This is a genomic window from Lachnoclostridium sp. An76 (assembly GCF_002161355.1).
Classification (GTDB): domain Bacteria; phylum Bacillota; class Clostridia; order Lachnospirales; family Lachnospiraceae; genus Mediterraneibacter; species Mediterraneibacter caccavium.
The window spans coordinates 368,086-391,878 of record NZ_NFHL01000002.1; the positions used below are offsets into that span (position 1 = coordinate 368,086).

The 23,793-nt window shown below is 50.5% G+C and carries 11 protein-coding genes; all 11 read right to left on the bottom strand.

All coding sequences use genetic code 11. The features are described from left to right. Window positions 1-34 precede the first annotated feature (34 nt). The 11 genes from B5G27_RS05845 to atpD all read right to left on the bottom strand — a co-directional run bounded on the left by B5G27_RS05845 (window position 35) and on the right by atpD (window position 23,756). Window positions 35-5,983 (bottom strand): SpaA isopeptide-forming pilin-related protein, encoded by a 5,949-nt coding sequence (locus B5G27_RS05845; RefSeq protein ID WP_162611199.1) that lies wholly within the window; start codon window positions 5,981-5,983, stop codon window positions 35-37. Window positions 5,984-6,219: 236 nt separating this feature from the next. Then, the gene (locus B5G27_RS15970) at window positions 6,220-6,390 is read right to left on the bottom strand and encodes a hypothetical protein (protein ID WP_162611200.1); all 171 of its coding nucleotides are present in this window, start codon (window positions 6,388-6,390) and stop codon (window positions 6,220-6,222) included. A 349-nt stretch (window positions 6,391-6,739) separates the two neighbouring features. Next, complete coding sequence (locus tag B5G27_RS05855) at window positions 6,740-8,257, bottom strand: response regulator transcription factor (RefSeq protein ID WP_087177993.1); 1,518 nt, start codon at window positions 8,255-8,257, stop codon at window positions 6,740-6,742. Between the two features lie 6 nt (window positions 8,258-8,263). Next, complete coding sequence (locus B5G27_RS05860) at window positions 8,264-9,124, bottom strand: sugar ABC transporter permease (RefSeq protein ID WP_242958240.1); 861 nt, start codon at window positions 9,122-9,124, stop codon at window positions 8,264-8,266. After that, window positions 9,124-10,527, bottom strand: coding sequence for a carbohydrate ABC transporter permease (locus tag B5G27_RS05865; RefSeq protein ID WP_087177994.1), 1,404 nt, complete (start codon window positions 10,525-10,527; stop codon window positions 9,124-9,126). The genes B5G27_RS05860 and B5G27_RS05865 overlap by 1 nt, the downstream gene beginning before the upstream one ends. A 123-nt stretch (window positions 10,528-10,650) precedes the next feature. Continuing rightward, window positions 10,651-11,925, bottom strand: a complete 1,275-nt coding sequence (locus B5G27_RS05870) for an extracellular solute-binding protein (RefSeq protein WP_087177995.1) — start codon at window positions 11,923-11,925, stop codon at window positions 10,651-10,653. 145 nt (window positions 11,926-12,070) lie between these two features. Further along, complete coding sequence (locus B5G27_RS05875; protein ID WP_143449650.1) at window positions 12,071-12,757, bottom strand: hypothetical protein; 687 nt, start codon at window positions 12,755-12,757, stop codon at window positions 12,071-12,073. A gap of 112 nt (window positions 12,758-12,869) precedes the next feature. Beyond that, window positions 12,870-17,144 carry an alpha-amylase family glycosyl hydrolase gene (locus tag B5G27_RS05880; protein WP_162611201.1) on the bottom strand — a complete coding sequence of 1,425 codons (4,275 nt, stop codon included), beginning with the start codon at window positions 17,142-17,144 and terminating at the stop codon, window positions 12,870-12,872. Window positions 17,145-17,315: 171 nt separating this feature from the next. Continuing rightward, window positions 17,316-21,692 (bottom strand): alpha-amylase family glycosyl hydrolase, encoded by a 4,377-nt coding sequence (locus B5G27_RS05885; RefSeq protein ID WP_087177998.1) that lies wholly within the window; start codon window positions 21,690-21,692, stop codon window positions 17,316-17,318. Between the two features lie 243 nt (window positions 21,693-21,935). Continuing rightward, window positions 21,936-22,352, bottom strand: coding sequence for an ATP synthase F1 subunit epsilon (gene atpC, locus B5G27_RS05890; RefSeq protein ID WP_087177999.1), 417 nt, complete (start codon window positions 22,350-22,352; stop codon window positions 21,936-21,938). A gap of 6 nt (window positions 22,353-22,358) precedes the next feature. Beyond that, window positions 22,359-23,756, bottom strand: a complete 1,398-nt coding sequence (gene atpD, locus B5G27_RS05895) for a F0F1 ATP synthase subunit beta (RefSeq protein WP_087178162.1) — start codon at window positions 23,754-23,756, stop codon at window positions 22,359-22,361. Window positions 23,757-23,793 lie beyond the last annotated feature (37 nt).

Genomic DNA, 23,793 nt, shown 5'->3' on the forward strand with positions numbered 1-23,793 from the left:
AGAAATATTTTTTCTTTGTTCTTTGACTGCTCCGCTATTTCCCGGGAGCCCCTGCCCCCTTTCTTCGTTTCTGCAATCTATAGATGAAGAGTGCGAGCCCCGCAAGGGCAAGACCTCCAGCTATCATATAAGCCCGGAGATATCCTCCGGTGGATGGAAGCTCGAAGAGGAGACGGTTGGATACGGTGATCGTGATCGTATTTGTCTCGCTGTCCACAGTAATAGCCTTCGGATCTGAACTTCCTTCCTGGATCTTACATCCATTTCTCCGGTCGATCGTCAGATACAACGGATCCTTCAACAGACTGTATCCGGCATGTGCCTTTGTCTCTGTGATCCGGTAGATCCCTTCTTCCAGATCGCTGATCAGCGCCTCGCCAAGGGTCGTACCGTTCGCTCCATCGCCCGTGATCATCGTAGCCGAACCATCCGTACCGAATGAGGGATCTGGCGCAAAGGCTTCTGCCGTACTGTTGGCAGTTCCTTTTTCCAGCGTAAACTCTACTCCGCCGAGCTTTTTGTCTGTCTCAGAAGCGTCTACCTTCACAATCTTCAGATTCGTCTTGGACTGGATCTTATTGATGATCGTCGCTGTAAAGGTCTGACTCTGAGTTGACTCATCATTTCCGGTAATGTCATCTGTTGTTTCTGAGTCCTGTATGCCATCTCCTATCTCTTTGCATTGATAGTCAACTACATACTCCTGACCGTCTATTACAATAATCCCGCCTTCATCTGTCGGCTGGAACTCTCCGTCATCTCCGATCGTGCCCTCCACAACGCGGTATGTATACGGTATCTTACAGTCTTGGTCCTGATATTTCTCAAGTCCGGTAAATTCATATTTCCATCCTTCATATCCTTTCTGGATCTGGATGTAAGACTGTCCGTTGATTTCTACAACTTCAAATGGGTGCTCTGTTCCATTCTCTGTATACTTTCTCTGCAGCTGGATATAGATTGATGAATCAATACTGTCGGATATATCTTCGCCGCTGCCATCCTGCCACATCTTCTCTACACTGATATCGATCAGCGGTCGCTTTGTATTCTTGAATACAAACTTTGTGGCATCCCCTTCTGAAGCATCTTTCATCAGTAGACCATGCACCGTGTTGTTCACAATCTCCACATATTTATTTTCTTCCGGAAGTACAATGCTCTCCAGACGGGAACCGTCTGTCGGTGAAACTTCCTCGATCACGTAATCTGTACCGATCGGAATACCTGTAATAGTCTCCGTCTCTCCCGCTTTCACTTTCACCTCAACGATAATCGGTTCTGATTCCAGCGAAGATCCGGCAATGTTTGTAAATGTGATCTTAAATGTGTATTCCGCTTCCCCTAATATTGGCGAATTGTCTGCGGCTTCTTTTGTAATAGAAATACTTCCGGTATTTACTTTATTCACCACAACAGCTTTCAGCTTTGTCGCAATTGCCCGGCTGTCAGGGTTCGTATAAGAGCGGAAAACAATAGATGGCTCTGATGTATCTTTTTCCAGGTTATAGTTTGCTGCCGGTGAATTGGTGTCTTTCTTTTCCGTCCGTCCATCCTCCAGAGCATATCTCTTTTGATTTACCAGCCCTGATTCTGTAGACGGATTTATCACAGAATCACCACTTCCATATGACGTAACCGGAACACCATTGTCATACAGGCTCCAGGATGTTGTAAATGCCTCTTTGTTCAAACCTGTTTCTTCCAGATAGATATAACTTCCGATCCGGAACTGATTACTGAAGCTTGCTGTATCACCATCACCAAGTGAGAATTCTCCGCTGGCGCCAATTCGTCCGTATGTAGTTTCCCCGCCGTTCTCGTTTGTTACAGTATAGACAGCTCCTGTCGGATTCACCAGTGCAGCAGCTCCCCTCGCATCACTATTAGCCTGAACAGAACCATAGTCCGGAATATCTGCCTGCTGTACAGTAAAGCCCGTCATCACATCCATGGTAGTCTGCGGCTCAAAAACAATATTATCCAGATAGATATCCCGCTCATAACGGAACGCCAGTTTTACCTTCGCAATTTTGGTTTTGTCAATCGTATCGATCCCAGGTATCCTGTCCAAATATACCCGGATCGTCTTCCATGTCCTGGAAGTAAGACTTGCCGAACCGAATGTATTCTGGGAAGACAGCTTCACATCACATGTTTTTCCGTTTATATCCTCCAAGCAGACGCGCATATTATTCAGAGACGGGATTCTGTCATCATCAAAATAAAAGTCAAAACTCAGATATTCCTGGTCTTCAATATTTACAGAACTTACAGAACTTCCATTTTCCGGACTAATGATTCCCCATCGCTTGTCTTTATATGTACCATCCGCATCATCTTCATAGCGGGCCCGCCAGTGTACCACATTATTATGTCCATCCTTACTATCTTCATGTTGAAACAAATTATCCGTGACAGATGGCTGAACAGTGTCATTCCTAAATGTACTGTTGAATTCTACTGACTGTGTCTCTTCGCCGCTAACCTCCTTCTCACCCCAGTGTGTCACTGCATTCTTGATATTGAATGCAAAGGAATCTGTATTTGTAAACAGCTCCTCATCAAAAATATCTGTGTTGACGTCTGTGGTATCCACCTGTTTTTCTACCTCAAACAGATTCTCATCCGGGAAGTTGAAGGTTATCTTCATGTTCGACTCCCACATTCCGCGTTCCATGTAGTACATGGTGAGGGTGTGGATAGAACCGTTCTCACCTTGAATCTCAAATTTTGAAGTTTTGTCTGCTCCCTGGGTATTATCTGCCGCACTTGCCTTGACATGGCTGACGGTAGCAGTTTTATCTTTAAAATTCAGATTTCCGGTTACTCTACCATGAGCGCCTCCCACATCGAGAGCCAGCTTCCCGTCAATAAATACCCACACATCATCATCACCTGAAAACTCAAAAGTGATAGGGACTTCTTTCGTTCCCCCTGGGCTGTTGGGATCTTCAGCAAGAACTGTTCCATCCTCCGTCAAGCGAAAATTAAATTCAATTTTAGTTCCAAAGCCATAATTATATGTTACTCCGCTTGAACCTCTACTTGTCTCATTAAATGGGAAAAATCCATATTCCGTTGAAGTCGCATGCTGAGTCTGTCCATTCTCTTGCCAGGTATGACTCCAATCCTGTTCTCCGGTACTGTTCACATTGCGCGCCCATGGCTGATTACCTACATTCTCTAAGTAGTAGTCATCTGTTTCCGTATCCTTTCTCATTGCAAGAGTTGTCTCTGCACTGTCGAAGGTCCAATAATCCACCCCATCTGCATTTTTTACTTTTTTAAATGGAAAAGATACATTTTCGTACACTTCTCCTAATTTAGCATTTTTACTGTTTTCTCCGAGCAAAAAAGCTTTATTAAAATGCGGTTCCAATGCCTCGCTATTCGAGGTATATAATTCTTCATCCTTCAGCTGATCACTTACCAGCCCCCATGCCGCATAATCATAGAAAGGTGTTCCATCGCTGTCACTCTTATCTCCGTTAATATTCAGCACGGAGTTATTCGTAGACAGAAATTTTTTATAATCCGAACTGTTTGCATCGCTGTTCCATCCGAATAAGTTCAGCGTATCTGCTATATGACGGAACTGATTGCGGTCTTCATTCAACTGATAATGGCCCGTATAAATCGGAAGCTGTACGTTGTTCTCTCTGTAGTAATCACTCAGTGCCTGATCAAATTGCCGGAATGTTACCCAGTTTCTCTGAGATGTACCGTTTTCACCCTCATAATTATCCCGATTACAGCCGTTTAATTCATAATCCGTATAGTAATCATAGAATGTAGAGTTGACATACATCGTATCCGCTTCTTTTTCAAATGCCTCACTTTTTATATCTACTACATCTGTATTTTTGCCTTTTTCAGCATCTCTTAACGCGCCTTTTTCATCCCAGTATCCGCCCCGGGTATTACCTTCTTCAGAATAATATGTAACAGAATCTCCCGAATCCGCATAAAAACACGGCTCCTCGAATGCCGGAATCTCAAGCCAGTCTGTTCCGTCTCCATTCCATGCAATTCCGGCATTAGCAGTATCATAGGGATAAGCAGCAAACGTAATCTCTGTATATCCTGCCGGGACAGTGCATTTATAAAGGTTATCGTTTACTTTCGTCATGGTGCCTTTCTGTCCGCTGTCATTCTGGTCTTTTCTCATCCAGTAATATACATTTCCATCTTCTGAAGCCGGTATTGCATTGCCTGAAGCTTTACCGGGAGTTTCCCCAGGCGTATTATCCGCACCACCACTTGAATTTGTCTTAGATATTCCATAATACAGTTTCGAAAGCGTTGCATCAAAATAGACCGTTTTCTCTGATGACTGTATGCCGGATACTTCCGCCACATTGTCCGATACCGCGACCTTATTCTTTGTAAGATCCTTCCACATAAAATGATAGGTCGTACTTTCATGAACAACAGTAATAATTGTCTCCTGATCTGCCGAAATATCATCTGGTATTTTATAATAGAGTGTATTTACACTTCCTATATACCTTTCAGATATTTTTTCTTCCTTTCCTGCAATGATAATCGTATCATTCAGGCTAAAATTTCCCGAATAGAAATATAAAGTCCGTCCGCTGATGGATTCATTCCCTGTTGTTTCAGCCGCCCATCTGCTGATGAGTTCGCCTGACGGAAGTTCTGTCACTCCATAGTAATAACATGTATTTTCTTCCTGAACCAGTTCTTTAAGAGAGTACCATTGTGTTGACTGGTTGTTTATGTTCAATTGAACTTCTGTATACTCTTCTGTTCCGTTATAATCCTCCGGTACCCGAAAAGTTCCATTAATTGTATATGTATTACTCTGATCATTATTATCTGTACGGAATACCGCTGTCACAGAGCCCTCTGAAAGTTCTTGTGTCATGTCGACAAACTTCAGTTCTGTGCCTGCCAGACTCACAACATCAGGGATAAAGTCAACCCAATTGCTTCCATCCCAAAGTTTTCCGTTAAACACACCTAAAGCTGTCCAGTAATTCTGAATAGGAACAACCTGGCCCTTATGGGTCTCTCCGCTATACGCCTGAATTTGAAGGGTATAAATGCCGCCATAAGGGATATCGCCTGTATCCTGTGTTGTAGTAAATTCAGCCACATATACAGATTTTCCATTCAGTGTCCTACCACTGTCTGTCATTGTTATAATGCTCCACCTCGAGGTTTGATCTGTATAGCCCTCACCCTGAAGTCGCATATTAGCACGTATGGTATATCCATTATTTATCCAGTCGTCACTTGGCACATAATAAAAACAGCCTGTATTCTCATCAGCCTGTGCTGACGTTCCGTCTGTATTCAGCAGCGCTGCTGCCTCAGTCTCTGCTGCCGCTGTCTCCGTCACACCCTCACTTTCTTCCGCGGCCTCACTCACATCATCGCTCTGCACCATCTCCCACATGACCTCGGTCTCATTGTCCTCGTCTTCCTGATCCGAAGCCTGGGTGACATCCTGCTCGTTCACAAAAGCCTTCGCCTGCACGATTGTCCTCTTGGTGTAGTTTGCCTCATCGGTGCGATACATCAACTGCATATCAAAGGCTGCTGACGCTCCTGCCGGGAGTGTGGCTTCCAGATAGCGCGCCGTCACATTGCCGCTGTCGTCCGTCTTCTCCACCCACTGTGCGTCAAGCGCGGTGTTGGTCCCATCCGCGAGCGTGAGCGCGTCTTTCATTGCATCGTTCAGATCCAGCGCTTCTGTCTCTGTGTCAGCCGAGGCATCTTCTGCATTTTCGAGGTAAGTCCGAAGGACCGCGTCTTCCCCACAGGAATTAGCCGCTGACACATGGATCGTCTGCAGCCCGTCTTTTTGTTCTGTATCTTCTTCTGATCCCCCTGTCACCGTCACTGCAACGCCGGGATCAGAGCTGTTATCTTCTGCATTTGCAGCTGCCGGAAAATTCACCGAAGTCAATACCACGGCAACTGCCAACAGCGTCCCACATATTCTCCTTTTCATACTCATCCTTCCCTGTTTTTCCATGTCCTGCCATTTATTCCAGTTATTTCTGTGTAAAATTATACCCTCCCCCAAGGTATCCGGGTATGATAATATCCTCATATTCATGTAACTATTCACAGAAATTTCATAAAAAAAGGGCGGAACTTTCATTCCACTCTCGATTTCTATCCCACGATATCCTTTGTTCGAGATTGGCGAAGTCCGCTGCAATTTTTTATGTTCGCTTATATGCTCTATTCTCTGTTTGCTCGTTTCTCCCCTCGTCTCTCCGCACTCTTCATCTGCGAATTATGATCCCGGATCGCCTTCTGCCTCACTTCGTACTCCAGCCGTTTCTGCTCGTCCAGACTCAGTTTTTTCAGGTCTTCGTATGCTTCTTTGATATATTCATCTTTCTCTGCCATATCCTCGAACTCCTTCCGGTTCTTCCCTCCTTCATCTTACCATGTTCCGCCGGAATATAAAAGCGGAACCCGTCTCATTTTCTGATCCTTTTTCCGATCCCACTTTCTGACCTTTCGGATTTCTCTGGATTTCCGGGCGATACTGCCCTGTGGATCATGGAAATGTTTTCGGCTGTTCCCGGGAAAAGGCAGCCTGATACAGCAAAAGGCATCCGCAGCTCAGACCTTGCTTTGGATGCCTTAAAAGATAACATTATGATTTTGAGTTTGCAATATGTTTTCCGCAGAAAACAGGGTTATCAACAAACTTACAGAAGTTGTAAAACTTTATCCGGCGGATGGGGAAAACTCACGCTGTTCCCGCCTGGTTCTCTCTCCGGTAACTCTCCGGGCTGCTGCCGAACTGCTGCCGGAAACATCTGGAGAAGTAGGACATATTTCTGTAGCCGACATGCCCGCCGATCTCGCGCACAGACATCTGCGTGCCGGACAGGAGTTCTTTTGCCTTCTCCATACGCACATTCCTGATATACTGTTTGATATTCTCTCCCGCCTCTTTTTTAAACACCATGCTCAGATATCCAGGCGATATACACAGTTTCGCCGCCATATGGTCGATCGGGATATCATCGCCGTAATGTCTCTGTATATAGTCTTTGGTCATTTCGACTTTATACTTCAGGCTGCTCTTATCCTCTGTGATAAGCTGGCAGAATCTGTCAAGCTCCTTCTTCGCCATGGCGATCAGTTCGTCCACTGATGAACTTCTGTACATTTCCTCGATGATGTTTTCCATGTCGCGGCTGTCCGCCATCGGGGAGGAATCCGCGATCACCTTTATGATCCTGGTGAAGACGAATTTCACATACATGCTCGGGAAGCTGCTGTCCCCGCTGTACTTTTCCGCCACGCGCCGGAAATGTTCTTCTATATGATAAGCGTCCCGGTTGCGGATATCTTTCTCAAGCATGCCTGTGAGGCAGCTCTCCTCAAGGATCTTCCCACTGATCCCGTCCGGCGACTCGCAGAAAAGGAAACGCTCTGTATGATAGAACTTTTCTTCCATCAGCTCATCCAGACGGCGGTACGCTCCGGGAAGTTCTTCTTCGGAACTGATCTTTCTGCTGACAGCCATATAGAATTCTCCTCCATATGTCCTGCGCAGCCAGCTGCTCAGGTATTCGGCATCTTTCACCGGATCCCGCTCCTCCCCGCTTACAAGCAGCAGAAGCTGGTCCGGGTCAAGTCCCAGGCAGAGTGCCTGGTCTCCGAATACGCCTGTGAGCTCCCTCTGGAATTCGCCGTCGTATTTTTCAAAGAAGCCGCCGCTCCGCTCGAGCAGGATCATATACCGGACGCTGTCCCAGTCCACGGTATCTATATGCGCGGACGCCTCTGTACGGACCGACGGATTTCCGCTCAGGATGTAGTTCAGGAGAAAATACTGGTTCAGGAAGCTCTCCCGCTCTTTCTGCCCGTTAAGCCGCTCCTTTTTCTCCGCCAGCGTCTGGCGTACATTGAGGAACGCCCTTCCGAACTCTTCCGGGTCGACCGGCTTGAGGATGTAATCCTGGACACCGTACTGGATCGCCGATTTTGCGTAGGTGAAATCATGATAGCCGCTGAAGATAATGATCTCCGTGCCGCTGGAGCGCTCGGCCGTCCACTTTGCAAGCTCCAGCCCGCTCACATAGGGCATGCGGATATCTGTCAGCAGGATATCCACCTTATTCTCCTGTATGATCTTTTCAGCCTCTCTGCCGTTGGCAGCTTCCAGGATGCGGTAGCTGCCGATCTCATTTTTCAAAAGCTGACGTATCCCGTTGCGTTCGATCTTCTCATCGTCAGCGATCAATACTGTATACATTTCACATCATCCTTTTACTGCTCCGGACAGTCCGTCCGCATAGAATCTCTGTACATAGATAAAGAGGATCGCGATCGGTATGGAGACACATACAGCGCCGGCCGCGAAACAGGTATACCACTGATAGATATTTTCCTTGGCGAGCATCTGGAAGAGCCCTACCGATACGGTATAATATTTTGCATCAGACCCGACAATTACTTTGGCGAATATGAAGTCTGTCCATGGCGCGATAAAGCTGGTCAGCAGGGTGTATACGAGGATCGGTTTCGACAGCGGAAGCGTGATCCTGGTAAATACATCCCACTTCGTCGCCCCGTCGATATAGGCCGCTTCATCGATCCCTTTGGGGATCGTGTCGAAAAATCCCTTTGCCACATAGAAGCTCAGAAGGTTCGCCCCGCCCGAATACACGAGGATCAGCGCGATCAGCTTCAGCCCGCCGTCAGTGAGCCCCATGCCTTTCAGGATATAGTACACAGCGATCATGGACATAAATCCGGGGAACATCCCCAGGATCAGCGCGATGTTCAGATACGGTTTCCTCATCTTAAAGCGCATCCTGGACATCGTGTACGCGATCGAGATCAGAAAAAACGTCGCCAGGATACAGGTCGCCGCAGCGATAATAAATGTATTCATAAACATCCGCGGGAAATCAAACACCCCTGTATCCGTAAAAAGCTTCACATAGTTCCCAAGCGTCAGTTCATCCGGGATAAACTCTGTAGAGTAAGAGCCTTTCCCCGCGCGGAATGAGGTCATGATCACCCAGAAGATCGGAAACACCCATATCACTGCCAGGACCGCCAGAAAGAGATGCGCGATCGTGATCAGTATTCTTTTCTTTGTCTTCATTGATTTCATTACTGGAATCCCTCCTCATTCTTATATGATCCTGTCCTTCTGTATGTAGCCAGCGCCAGAACCGCGCAGATCACAAATGTCAGGATGCCGATCACTGCTCCATAGTTGTAGTCTTTGAAGTCGATCGTCAGCTTATAAAGCCAGGTCACGAGCAGATCGGTCTTGCCACCTGTGCCGTTGTAATAATCCATGGCAGCCGGCCCGCCCTCCGTCAGCAGGTAGATCACATTGAAGTTGTTGATATTTCCGATAAACTGTGTGATCAGATACGGGGCTGTAACAAAAAGCATGTAGGGCAGTGTTATCTTGAAGAAGATCGTAACCGGCCCGGCCCCGTCGATCTTCGCTGATTCATAAAGCTCTGCGGGAATATTCTGCAGGATTCCCGTTACCTGCAGGATCGTGAACGGGATACCGATCCACAGGTTCACGATGATGATCGTCACCCGCGCCCACGTGGCATCCGTCCAGAACGGCAGCGCGTCGCTGATCAGTCCCAGATTCTGCAGCAGGACATTGATCGCCCCCTGCTCCTGGAGCATGGTCCTCATGATCAGAAGAGAGACGAACTGCGGGACAGCGATGGACAGTACGAAGATAAAACGCCAGAAGCTCTTGAGCCGCGTCTCTTTCCAGTTGATGACCATGGCAAGGATCATACCGAGGATATAGTTGAGGAACGTCGCCGCGACAGCCCAGATGAATGTCCATCCCAGGATGTGCCAGAACGCGTATCCCAGCCCGCTCCCTGTGTCCAGTATCTTCTCAAAGTTCACCAGCCCCACCCAGTCGAAGAGCTGTCCGGGCGGCTGATGGTTCCTGTCGTAGTTGGTAAACGCCATACAGATCATGAACACCAGCGGCAGGATCGTAAACATGACCACGCACAGGGTCGGGAAGAAGAGCAGAGTCACATTGAGCCGGTTGTCCAGAAGGCTTTTCAGGTCTTCTCTCAGCGTCAGGACCGGTTTGCCCTGTTCTTTTCTCTTCTGCTGCGCGTACGCGGACTTGACATTTGTCCGCCAGATGATGAAGAAGCCTATGGTAATAAAGATCACTGCCACTCCATAGAGCAGGAACAGCATGGAATTGTCTCCCTGCACATACTCATAGATCTGCTTTGTCTCATTAAATACTTCCTGCGTCGTCTGTATCCCAAGCGTCGTCAGCCCGGCAAGCGCGCCGGCTCCGAAGAGCGACATGAACAGGATATAGACCACTTCGGCCGCCAGGAACAGGATCCCCTTGACATACTGCCCGTACCGGAGATTCCCCGCGCCCATGACCAGGCACGACAGGCGGACCGTGGCGTTTCCTTTCCGTATGGCCTCTCTGACTGAAACCGAATCCGGGAATTCTTTTATCCTGGCCTGGTTTCCTTTCTTTTTTGCTCTTGCTCTCATAGTTTCCTCCTTTTTCCGCGATCTGCTGATTTATTTTTCCCAGGAGACTGGCGCAGAGAAGACTCTGCGGCACTCTCCTGAAAAAAATGCCCCGCCATTGACTGACGGGGCATTCCATGTCTCTTATAATCCGCCTGAAAGAATTCCTTCTACCATCGCGTCTGTCTTCTCTGCTGCATTGTCAGCCGTCACATCCCCCTGGATGATCTCTTTGCCCATTGTCTCTGCTGGTGTCCAGTATGCATTCATCTCCGCAAGCACCGGCTGCAGGAATGATGCTTCCTTGATCTCGCTCATTTCCGCTGTTGCTACCTCATCGTCGCCTACTTCGATGGACGCAAGCGTCGGTGTGATGCCTCTCGCCTCATATCTGATCTGCTGGCATTCCTCGCCGCCCAGATACTGTGCGAGCGCTACCGCTACTTCCGGATACTCACAGTTCGGGTTCACGCCGATCGCTTTGCTTCCCGCGAATGATCTCATCTGGCCTTCCTGTCCGTTAATGTTGACCGTCGGAAGTTTTACCGCTCCGAAATTCTCACCCAGCGCCTCGCGGATTGCCGCTGCATCCCAGGAACCGCTGCAGTACGCGCCCAGCTTGCCCTCTGCGAAAAGCGCCAGGCTGCTGCCGTCTTTCTCATTGGAGTACTTCGGGTTCGCCGCCAGCTCTACCATGTACTGTGTCGCCGCTTTCCCTGCATCACTGTTGAAATCGCAGCCTGCGGATGCGTCCGTACCGTCTCCGAATATGCTGCATCCCGCTCCGAAGTAGAACGCTTCGATATACCAGCTGTTATCCATCGGGAACGCGAAATTATATACGCCTTCTCCCAGATCTTTTGCCATCATCGTATCCAGGGATTTCACTTCATCCTCTGTATATTTGCTCTTGTCATAGTACATAAACCATGTGTTGGATGTGAACGGTACGCCGTAAATGCCGTCATTGTATGTAACGGACTGCACCATGGTCTGCTCGTTATTGTCCTTCACCCACTGCTCGGTATCGCCGCCCAGTTTTGCAAGCGCTCCCGAGTCTGCAAGTGTCGGGATCTGGTCATTCGCGAAGAAATACACGTCCCCGGCTTCCTCCACATCTTTGGTCACCTGGTCTCTGGCGTCTCCCTCGCCGCATACGCCGTACTCAAAGTTGATCTCCCATTCCGGGTGCGCCTCGTCGAATGCCTCGCACATCGCTTTGAGGATCCCTTCGTCATATCCTTCCAGCGCCGCCTGGTCTTCCTGCGGACCCCAGACGAGCAGGTCCACTTCCTGTACTTCTGCATCTCCGCCGTCATCCGCTGCCGGCTCATCGCCGCCGGAGCTTCCGCATCCTGTCATAAGGCCGCCTGTCATAAGGCCTGCCATTATAAGAGCAAGTACTCTTTTTTTCTTCATCTTACATTTCCTCCTCACGTGAATGTTATTTCTTTATCTGTAAATAATTATATGGAAAAGCATTTCAGGCGCCTATGCTAAAAATCCCGAAAACATTGCACTTTTCACAGATTCACCGTCCATTCAGATCCTTTTTCCATAATCCTTACGCAACATATACCTGACCGATCCATTCCTGGACAGATGGCTCATATTCTCCCATATCGCCCTCCATCATCGTGAAATCTGCCGTATAATATACTCCGTTCTCCACAATGACGACCCCTCTGTGGAGCATGCTGTATCCCTCATCATCCTCATAGGCCGTATACTCGCACACATCGAGCCCAAGTTTTTCTGTCAGCTCTTCATTTACTGCCACCGACGCTGCTGTCCATCCATTTTCCTCTATATAAGATCCAGCCGCACTTTCCGCGTCTCCCGCGTCTTCTGATACGCAGTTCCATGTATACTCCAGTCTGTCACTGCAGCTATATGTCTCTGTAAACCCTCCGTTTCCGTCACTCTCAGATTTCTGTCGGATCCAGTCTCCGGATGCATCGAGCGCCAGTTTCTTACCGCTCCATTCCCCCTGCGCCACAGCTGTATCTGACTTTTCCTCTTCCTTTTCCGCATGTTCTCTGTCTATGGCATCTGCCGCAGCCTGCATCTCTCCTGCCTCCTGTTCGTCCGCCTCCTCCCCGGTCTTACCGTCTGTCTTCTTCCCGTTCTCAGTCTCTATGGTGATATTTTCCGCTGTCTTGCCTGATCCCTTCCCCGTATCAGAACTGCATCCCGGTATGGCGAGCACGACCACTGCCAGCAGGATCGTCAATATTTTTCTCTTCATCATTCTCTCCTTTGTCTCTGTCCTTTTTATAAATTCCCCGGGCGGTTTTCCGCCCGGGGATTTTTCTTTCCTGAAAACGTATAACAACACTTTTTCTGGCATTATCCGCAGCTTTCTACTCCCACTGATAGAGAAGTCTGTAAGTCTCTACCACTCCGCTTTCATCTTTGACATCTACATACAGGATATAGGTGCCTTCCACCGGCGGATTGCAGTATGCCGTACTGCTTGCCGCATAATCGCGGAACACTGTCGTAATCCCATTGCCCTGACGGTAGAAACGGTACTGAAGAGTCCCCTCTCCGCCGTCAGCGTCCACTGTAAGCTTTACGCTTGTCCCCTGCTTCTGCGGAGACTCAACAGACGCTGTAAAGGAATGGATCGTCAGCGGATTGTCGGCCTTGATCCACTTGTATTCGATGGAATCTGTAACCACCTTTCCTGTCTCATCCTTTACATCCACATAGATCGTATAGCTTCCCGGCGCCGGGTCGCAGTATGCTGATCTTGATATGCTGTAGTCGCGGAATACTGTCACATTGTCATCTTTCTCGCGGTAGAAGCGGTACTGGAGTTCTCCTTCGCCGCCTTCTGCTTTGACAGTGAATTTCACGCTTGTCCCCTGTGTCTGCGGAGAATCAAGAGCTGCTTCAAAGGAGCTGACTTTGATCTCTCCCGCCGGCTCCGGATCGGGATCCGGGATCTCACCGCTGATGGAGTAGTCTTTCTCTACTGTCACCTGATGTCCTTCTTCGTCCGTTACAACAACACTGATCGTATGGTCGCCGCCCACGGTATCCCACGCTGCCGTAGTCTTGTCAGAATCCTGGATCTCTTTGCCGTCTACAAGGAACTGATAGCTCAGGTCTCCTTCGCCGCCTTCTGCTTCCGCCTCAAGAGTCAGGTCTGTCTCGTCTGACTGCGGGGAGGAACGATCCGCTCCGAAGTTTACGCTGAGGGTTCCCTCTGCCGGCTCCGGATCAGGCCCCGGACCGGGATCCGGAGCCGGTTCTGCGCTGCCAAGCTGTGCCAGCGGCACTGTAATGATATCTGTATCTTCTTTTTCCGCTGATGTAGAAGCGTCTTTACTGTACGGTTCCGTAGCTGCATCAAGCATTGTCATATCCATCGGAGTGCAGCCGATGCCGCCTGCCCCGAATGTAGATACGTGCATCACGCCAATGCCATTCTCCTCGAGCTGGTCTTTCGTAATGCCGAGCGCATCCATCGGGATCGTCATCGTATAGAACGTATCCTGCGATGTGCTGTGACCCATATCAAGGAAGTCCACCCAGTTGGAGGAATCATCCAGCAGCATGGACGGCACATAACCCTCGTATCCGTTCATCTTGATGCCGGTCAGAGTGTCGCCGCAGAAGAATCCGTCTTCGTACTTGTAGGAGATCCCTGCATCCTCCAGGCCTACGCATGTTTCATAACTGAACGTTCCGTCTTCATCCGCCATAAAGAGCGCCGGCGTTCCTACTCCCGGTTTGCTTGAGAAGCAGATGGCCGTGTCGATCACAGTCTCATAATTGATCGGATGCCCCCACAGATATTCGCCGGTGCCTACAAGTCCGGTCGCCTTGTTGCCTGTTCCCAGGTTCAGGAGAAGCATCTGCGGGATATCGCCGTTGTACGGCTTTCCGTTGTCGCTGATCGGGTAACCCTGCGCCGGATCGATCACATCCGTTACATTTGTATACTGCCATCCGATATAGACATTCTCATCATCCCATGCGCCGTAAAGTGCATATTCATCATATACCGGACCCTCGTGGGTCCCACGGAAGCTTCTGGGATCGTCGTTGGCAACGCCCTGTGCGATCAGCATATCTGCTGTGAAATCAGAAGCTCCTGTGATCGTAGCCTCACGGCCTGCCTGTCCGTTCGGGTTTGTAGCATACTTACCGCCAAGAGCTGCGGATGTGGCGTTCGCTGCTGCCGGAACTGCCTGTGTGGACGCTTTGGCTGCTTTTGCTGCCGTCCCAGTCCCGTACTCAAGGTAACCGCCATTCTTCTCTGCGTTAAATTCCTTGTGGAATGTAAATGTTTTCTCTGTCGTAGTCTCGCCGTCTGTCGCTGTGGTCTCCAGTGTAATGTCTCTGTCCGCGATCTTTCCGGTTCCGACTGTCACTGTAGTTTCCCCGGTAAATTTCTGCTCCGGCCCGCCGTCCAGACTGTATGTGCCTGACTCTGCGTTCTCGAGGCTTAATGTCACTTTCATTGACTCATCGTCAAATGTTGTTCCGTCCTTCACAGAAGATGTAACTTCCGGTCCGTCTTCCGGTTCCGGCTTTGTCCACGGCATATCCTTCCACTGTCCGTCGTCGTATACCATACGTCCGGTCAGCGGCAGGCCGTCTTCCATGTCGGCCGGATAGCGTCTTGTATTGTCTCCTCCGAAGAAGATCACCAACGGATCTTCAATATCATCCGGCACTTCATAAGAATACAGGTTTGTAAATCCTTCCGCGGCTTCGCCCGTCACTTTCTCCATCTTCACACCAGGCCATGCCGCATTCTCTCCGCCTGCTTCACTGTAGACATATGCATAAGGCTCATCCCAGCCGGAGGGCAGGTCGATATAAGCCACGTTCCTGTCAACTTTGGTAAATACGGTTTCCCTGCTGATCTCTCCTTCACTGCCCTGAGCAGATACTGTCACTGTCACAGACTCGCCCACATCCAGTGTAGATCCGACTGTGATCACGTCTCCGTCTTCATAGGAACCCTCCGCGCCCTCGCTTGTCTCATAGCTGGCGCCCGTTACATTCTTTGCACGAAGCTCTACGTCGAGGGAATCTCCTGAGAAGGAATCGCTGCCGGTTGTGGAGTTTGCGCTGACGCTTTCCGCATTGTCTGTATAGAGCACAACTACAGACTCACCGCCTATATTTCCTTTAAGCATTCCACCGGATACGGTAAATGTACTGCCGGATACGTGGTCTGTATATGTTCCGTCATCCAGGTTTGTCTTTGTATCGATTGATGTTGCGCCGCCTACATTGACGATACAGGTTCCCACCGTGCCGCGGTCGATCTGAAGGATCTGGCTGTTATTATTGGCATTTCTCAGATATTCATCCTCTCCGACCATTGCATTTCGGAATTTATTCACTGCGACAACCTCATCGCTCATGAATGTATCGTTGCCTCTTGCTCCGAGCACGTTATTTCCCCAACGGTTGCCCGGGCCTGATCCGTCCGGTCTGCTGTAAAAAAGAGGGGTCCCGTTTTCTCTCGCGCCGATCACGGCCCATCCCAATGTGATCTGTTTGTCTGTCAGTCCCGCGGACTCTCCGGCATTACAGTATGTATCATGGGATTCCACCCAGGTCACCAGACGGTCCGGAGTCGCATGCTGCCAGTTCATCAGATTATTCACGCTGAAGTTCCTGCTGCTCAAAGCATTTCGGAGTGTGTAGCCATAGCTGCTGGCTGTCATCCTCATATACTGTGCGTACTCTGTCTCGGGCACGTTGTCTCCCTGGAGCACTTCACCGTACGTAAAGATCCGGTCTGCATCGCTCAATGTCTTTCCGTTGATCGATTCCTTTCCGGTCGCTATCGGCCAGAAATTATTCCTGCTGCTTTTCGCATCTGTCGGATCGGAAGGCACGCCAATGTGCTTCGCTGTATCGTACCGGAATCCATCCGCGCCGCAGGCGATCAGGTCGTTCAGGTAATTAAGAAAGTACTCCTGGAATCCCGGATTTTCCGTATTCACGTCCGGAAGACCGCCCATCTCTCCCGTTGTACATTCCCAACGGTTTCCCCAGTTTACTATAGGATTGAATCCATTTGCATGGAACAGGTTATCTCTGCCTCCCGCTGCGTTATAGAGATCCTGCGATACTTCGTCCAGATCAGGGGTTACATGGTTCGGGATCACGTCTACGATCACTTTGATCCCGTACTTGTCCGCCTCATCGCACATCGCTTTAAAATCGTCTCTCGTTCCTAACTGATAGTTTCCTATCTTCCAGTCCGTAGGCTGATAATGCCACCACCAGCAACCGTCAGTTCCATTGACCGTATCGTTCCCCATGATCTTCATGTTGGGGTGCGTATCATTGCAGGTGTTGGCCGGCGACGTCTGGATCGTGGAGAACCCTGCCTCAGCGATGTCTCCCATATTATTTTTGATCGTATTGAACGACCAGCACCAGCAGTGCAGGATCGCGCCGTCTTTGATCTCCTCTGTCAGCCCGTACTGGGAGGCTGCGGATGAGTTCGATGATGCCGCCATCGTCTGGACCGCTGTCTCCGGGGCCGCCTGTGCCTGCCCGGCCGGCAGACCTGTCAGGACCAGGCCTGTTGCCAGCAAAAGGGCGACCAGTCTGGCTTTCAGACCGTTTTTCTTTTTCGGATTTTTCGAATAATCCATCCTCTTTTCCCTTTCTCCTTTATAGATTGTCCACATTTTGAGTACCACAAGGACTCCCGTCCTGTTACACCACGCTCCTTTCTATCTGATTTTTAGCTGGAGTCCTGATTTTAAAATAGTTCTATCCCCGGTTTATCTCAATGCAACTTTTTTACAATTCATATAACTTTTTCAAGACTTCTTTCTCATCACGGCTGCGCCGGCTGCCACAGCTCCTGAAAGGATGAGCAGCGCTGCCGGGAAGAGGATTCCTGCCCCGTCTCCGCTCGCCGCAGCCTGCGCGCCGTCCTTATCTTTACTTCCTGAACCATTGTCTCCAACATTTCCATCATCACCAGGCTTCCCGTCATCACCGGATCCCGGAGTTTCCTCACCCGGTTCATCCGTTCCCGGCTCATCTGTGCCTGGTTCATCTGTTCCCGGTCCTGAACTGCTGCCGTCATAGATATAGGAGCCATCATACGCCGGCGCCAGCGCCTCGCTGTTGATCTGCATATCTCTCACATCGTCCGTCAGGATCACGCCTGAAAGCGCCGGTACGTCCACTGTCAGGACGCCATTCTCGTCAGCCGTATAAGTCTCGCCGCTGATCAGGTCTGTGTACTGTGTTCCCGCTTCCGCCTGGAATGTCACAGGCTGGGCGCTGTCTGTGCTGTTATTTGCCGCGACATAGAGCGCCGCATCTGCATCGCTCCTTACGTATGCCATGATATTTGCGGATGCTTCTGTCTCCACCGGAGCGATCGCTCCGGTGCGGAGCGCCGGATAGGCATGCCTTACCGCCGCCAGGGACGCATACCACTCTACCAGTTCCTGACTGCCTTTGCCCCATTCCATGGCGCGTCTGTCATCCGGATCGTCGGCACCCACCATTCCGATCTCATCTCCATAGTAGATCGTCGGAGCACCCGGATATGTCATCTGGATGAACGCCACGAGATACTGTCTCTCTTTTGCCAGATCTGACGTTGTCTCATAGGTCGGGAACGCATTCTCCGGCTCTTTCTGGTTTCTGTCATCCTGGATACCGTCCAGAGCAGAAAGAAGTCTTGTCGTATCATGAGAACCCACCAGGTTCATCATCGCGTAGAATGCTTCCTGCGGATACCTCTCCCTTAATTTCTCCAGTTCGTTCACTGCGTTCTGTGCGTCGCCTCCCTTTGCATATGCGAGCACCGCGTCGCGGAATACATAGTTCATAACAGAATCATACATATCTCCCAGCAGATATTCGGACGCATCGTCCCAGATCTCCCCGATGATCACATTGTCGCTTGACAGGGATTTCACTGACTCGCGGAACTTCTGCCATGTCTCGTCGGACACTTCGTTGGCGACATCCAGCCTCCATCCATCGGAGCCCTGGCTGAGCCAGTATTTTGCTACGCTGCCCTCTCCGTCGATGATCTCTTCCGCCCAGCCCGGCGTCTGATACTCTGATCCGCCTGTCGCGATGATGACCGGCATGGAGTCATAGCCCCACCAGCAGTCATATGCATATACATCTTTTCCCGCACGGTCGCCGATCGTATCCTGTACGATCTCTCCTGCATCGTCCGTCAGGTATTCCCCTGTGAAATCAAACCACTCTGTGTAAGTAAAGTCTGTAACCCCCTTATCTTCAAAGTATTTCTTTGCCTCTGTCTCAGCCTCATCCTGAGACGCGTCTTCATTTTCCGCCATGTAGTCAAATACAAACGCCCAGTACGGATAAGCTCCTACCTTGCCGTCCTGTCCCACGAACTTGTAGTAACGGTCAAAGTATACGGAATCGTCCGCCACATGGTTGAACACGCCGTCCAGGACGATATGCATATCATTTGCTTCCGCTGCTTCCACCAATTCCGTAAAGTCGCCGAGATCGCCGAGGATCGGATCGATCTTCGTATAGTCCGTAGCGTCATATCTGTGGCTTGAGATAGAATGGAATACCGGATTTAAGTAGATCACATTTACGCCCAGCGCTTTCAGGTAATCGATCCGCTCTGTAATGCCTTCCAGGTCACCGCCATAGATCTCATTACTCCACTCTCCGTCGCCGCGGTATGCATTTTCCGGATAAGCATCAGGATTCAGCTCTTCCTGCTCCGGGTTTTCCGGCCAGATATACCAGTCATCGATCTCTTCGTACTCTGTCGCGCCTCTGGAATCTGTCTGCGCCGTGTCGTTGGATGTATCTCCGTTAAAGAATCGGTCCGGGAATATCTGATAGATCACCGCGTCTTTCATCCAGTCCGGCGTCTCGAAATCTTCCTTATATACATTCATCTCATACGGCTTTACTTCCGTCAGGTCCGCCGTCATGCCGGTTCCGTAATACCCGTCGTCGTCACAGTAGATCTTCACGCTGGATTCCCCGCCGATCACGAAGTAATACTCGTATTCACCGTAAATCTCAAACCGGTCCGTAACTGTCCACCGCTGGCTTCCCTCGCCCGCGCCGTCCGCTTTCTCCAGGTCAAGGATCTTCTGCTCTTTCCCTTTAAACACCAGTTTCACCTGCTTCGCATCAGCTCCCGTATCAACAGAAAATGTAACGTCCGTTCCGGTCGGCACTGCGCCGTAGATGCTCTTGTATGTCTCGTCCTTGCTGTCATAAAAAATCTTCGACTCATCCAACACTTCATCCGAAGAATCGTTATAGTAGATCCTGGTCACCGGATCGAAATAAAATGTCACTGTCTTCTCTTCTTCCAGTGTGAACGCTCCCACCGGGTATTCCCCGCCGTCATACATCTGTACAAGGTCTTCATAGTCTCCTGCCGGCAGAGTCAGCCGCGCACTGTAGATCCCTGTAAGACCGGGATCCGTAAGCTTCGTGCCCTCCGGGATACCGGTTCCCTGAAGTGTAATATCCACAAATATGTAGTCCAGATCAGTCACTGACAGATGGCTGATGTCACTGTAATACACTGTCACATTACCCTCCTCAGTCACAGAGATCCCGTAGTTCGGGCCGCCTGGTACTCCGCCAGCGCCGTAGTTCTCATCCCATGACCCCATGGCGATCTTGTACTCATAGTTCGCTGCCGGCACATCTTCAAATGTGCAGGAATAAAGGCCTCCGCCCTGATAAGTCATCGCATTGGACGCCGGATCCCAGCTTGGTCCCGGGAAGGTACCGGGCACATATACCTCACGGCCGGTGAACGGTTCCCTGGTATAGTGCGAATAAACTTCTCCGCCTACTGTAACTTCCGCTCCCGAAGGATCGAGCGTCCGCACACCGTTTACTGTATAATAATATAGATAATCCAGCTCTCCATCACCCAGATAGAGCGGACCAGCCACAAAAGAACCATTAAAATTAGCATTGCTGTCCATTCCCTTTTCCATCTTTACTTCTGTAAATGAAGCTGGCTGGCTGCTCGGCGCATAGAACAGTTTTACTTCATCATTCTCTGTTCCTGTCATAATGAATGTTGTCGATCCATCGGCATTGTCCCTGACTTCCGCCTCTGCCGGTTCTGCCGCGAAGCCGAACATCTGCGCCACGATATTTTCATCATTGACGGTGTCATAGAGCCTGTCCGCCGCAGCGTCATAGACAAATATGACATTCGTTCCGTCCGCCGTTATATCCAGAGACTTGTTTTCCCCGCCGAATGATTCGTACCAGTATTGATGATCAAATACCGCTTTGTACTGATAAGATCCGGTGTCAAAGGTCTGCTGATAACGGTACAGGCTGTCCGAGATCTGTGTGAATTCGTAGCCTTCCGCCGCTGCATTCCAGTCATCATCCCCGCTCTGCCGTACCGTGCCGATCAGCGATACCGTCGTCTCGAATGCAGGAGACGTAACGCTGCCGGCGTTCTGATAGATATTCATCGGTGCAGTCCGTACGGAGTCATACGCGATGCCTCTCTGTTCATCCACAAATACAGTAAGATGGTCTGTTCCCGCCGGGATCGTGAGCGGGATATTGCTGCTGTCGCCGGCTCCGTTTTTGCCCAGGGAATATTCCCATCCATCGTCAAACGCCACTTTATATCCGCTGTCCGCGATCGTAATATCTTCCGCCAGTTCATGAAATTCAAATGTCCTGCTGTAGATCCCGCCTCCTCTGTATTCAAGTTCCGCATTCGCGTCAGCCGGATCCCAGTTTCCGATGGCATAACTGTTCCCGTCACTGTCCGTAAATTCCAGCCCTGTAAAATTCCCTGTCAGCGCCGCCGTGTGGAATCTGCCGCCGGCTCCCGCGTCATCCGCAGAGTTATACAGCGCTCCGTCCTCATACCGGACATACACCGATCCTGCCTCTGATACGTTTACTTCATCTGTGATCCCGCTTTCCGCGCCATTCCGGTACAGGCTCAGCGTATGGCTGCCGGCCTGAAGTTCCAGCTCTCCTTCGAAAATACCGCCGGAATAGATCTGCAGGACGGTGCTGCCGCCGTCTTCTGTCCGGACTTCCATAATGTCATCCACACATTCCTCACCGGCAGCCTGCACCTCGGACACCGCGCCGGATGGAAGCCGCACTGCTCCCGCTGTCAGCGCCAGAGCCAGAGCGCAGGCTCCGAATCTTACTCTTTTCTTTTTCATTCCTTCGCCTCCGTTTCTCTCTCAGCTGCCCGGTAGACCGCGCGCCAAAAGATATTTAAAAAATATGTTTTAGTAAAAGCATAGCTGACAACCAGAAACGAAGTCTATGCAACAAATCCCGAAAACATAGTACAAAACCAGGAAAGGCGGAGAAACCGCCCATGCAGCTTCTCCGCCTTTCTCTTTTTCTTATTCTTATTAACAGATCTTCATTAACAAAATTTTATCAGCAGATTTGGATCCTTACAGATTCCACTTCTTATCCTGCGCAAGCCTGAGCCTGTTCATCGCCCTGGCGAGGGACGCCTGGGTGTGGTAATACTCCTGTGTGCTCTGCTTCTGGCGGAGCTGCTCCTCCGCCCGTTCTCTCTGCTCTCTTGCGCGGCGCACATCGATATCCTCCGGGCGTTCAGCCGTGTCCACGATCAGGGTGACACGGTTGTTGACGATCTCTGCGAAGCCGCCGCCCAGGGCGACTTCCTGCCACTTGCCTTCCTCAGCCTCCATGCGGCCGATCCCCACGGTGACGGCGATGACCATGTTCTCATGGTTCGGGAGGATCCCCTTCTCCCCGTCGGGAGCGGGAATGACCAGCTTCCGGCATCGCCCCTCATAGAATACCTTATCGCTCGCTATGATCTTCAGTCCGAATGTATCCATACGCTCCTACGCCTCCGCTGTCTCTGCCTTTGCCTTCGCGATCACGTCGTCAATGGTTCCTACATTAAAGAACGCAGACTCCGGATACTCATCCATCTCACCGCTGATGATCATCTTAAAGCCCCGGATCGTCTCTTTGAGCGGCACATATTTTCCCGGGATCCCGGTGAATGTCTCTGCCACAAAGAACGGCTGGGACAGGAATCTCTGGATCTTCCTTGCACGCATAACTGTAGCTTTGTCTTCATCTGAAAGCTCTTCCATACCGAGGATGGCGATGATATCCTGGAGTTCTTTGTATTTCTGGAGGATGGCGATCACCTGGTTCGCCACCTCATAATGCTCTTCTCCGACCACATCTGCCTCAAGGATACGGGAGCTTGACTCCAGCGGATCCACCGCCGGGTAGATGCCCTGCTCCACGATCTTTCTGGAAAGCACGGTCGTCGCGTCCAGATGGGCGAACGTTGTCGCCGGAGCCGGGTCTGTCAGGTCGTCTGCCGGCACATATACAGCCTGTACGGATGTGACAGAACCGTTCTTCGTGGATGCGATCCTCTCCTGGAGCTCACCCATCTCCGTGGCAAGCGTTGGCTGATAGCCCACGGCTGACGGCATACGTCCGAGAAGGGCGGAAACCTCAGAGCCTGCCTGTGTGAAACGGAAGATATTGTCAATGAAGAGAAGGACATTCCGGTGCTCCTCGTCGCGGAAATATTCCGCCATTGTCAGCCCGGTCTCAGCCACGCGCATACGCGCTCCGGGCGGCTCGTTCATCTGTCCGAACACCAGAGCGGTCTTCTCAAGTACGCCGGACTCCTTCATCTCTGTCCAGAGGTCATTTCCCTCGCGGGAACGCTCCCCGACTCCTGTAAAGATCGAGTAGCCGCCGTGCTCTGTGGCGATATTGCGGATCAGCTCCTGGATGAGCACGGTCTTACCGACTCCCGCTCCTCCGAAAAGTCCGATCTTACCGCCCTTTGCGTACGGCGCCAGAAGGTCAATGACCTTAATCCCCGTCTCCAGGATCTCCACCACCGGGCTCTGGTCCTCAAATGTCGGCGGCTGTCTGTGGATGACCCACTTTTCCGCATCATCGATAGATGCACCGTCATCGATCGTCTCTCCAAGTACATTGAACAGCCTGCCCAGCGTCTTCTCGCCGACCGGCACCTGGATCCCCGCGCCGGTAGCAGTGACTTCCATATCCTTGTGGAGTCCCTCGCTCGCAGAGAGCATCAGACAGCGCACCTCATTATTCCCGAGATGCTGGGCGACCTCCATAATGCACTTCTTCCCGTTGTTTTCAACCTCCAACGCATCCTTGATAAAGGGAAGGTCACCGTCTTCAAATACTACGTCAACAACAGGTCCCATGACCTGAATGATTCTTCCTTTATTCATAATCATAACTGTTCTCACTTTCTCCGAAAAGGGGTCA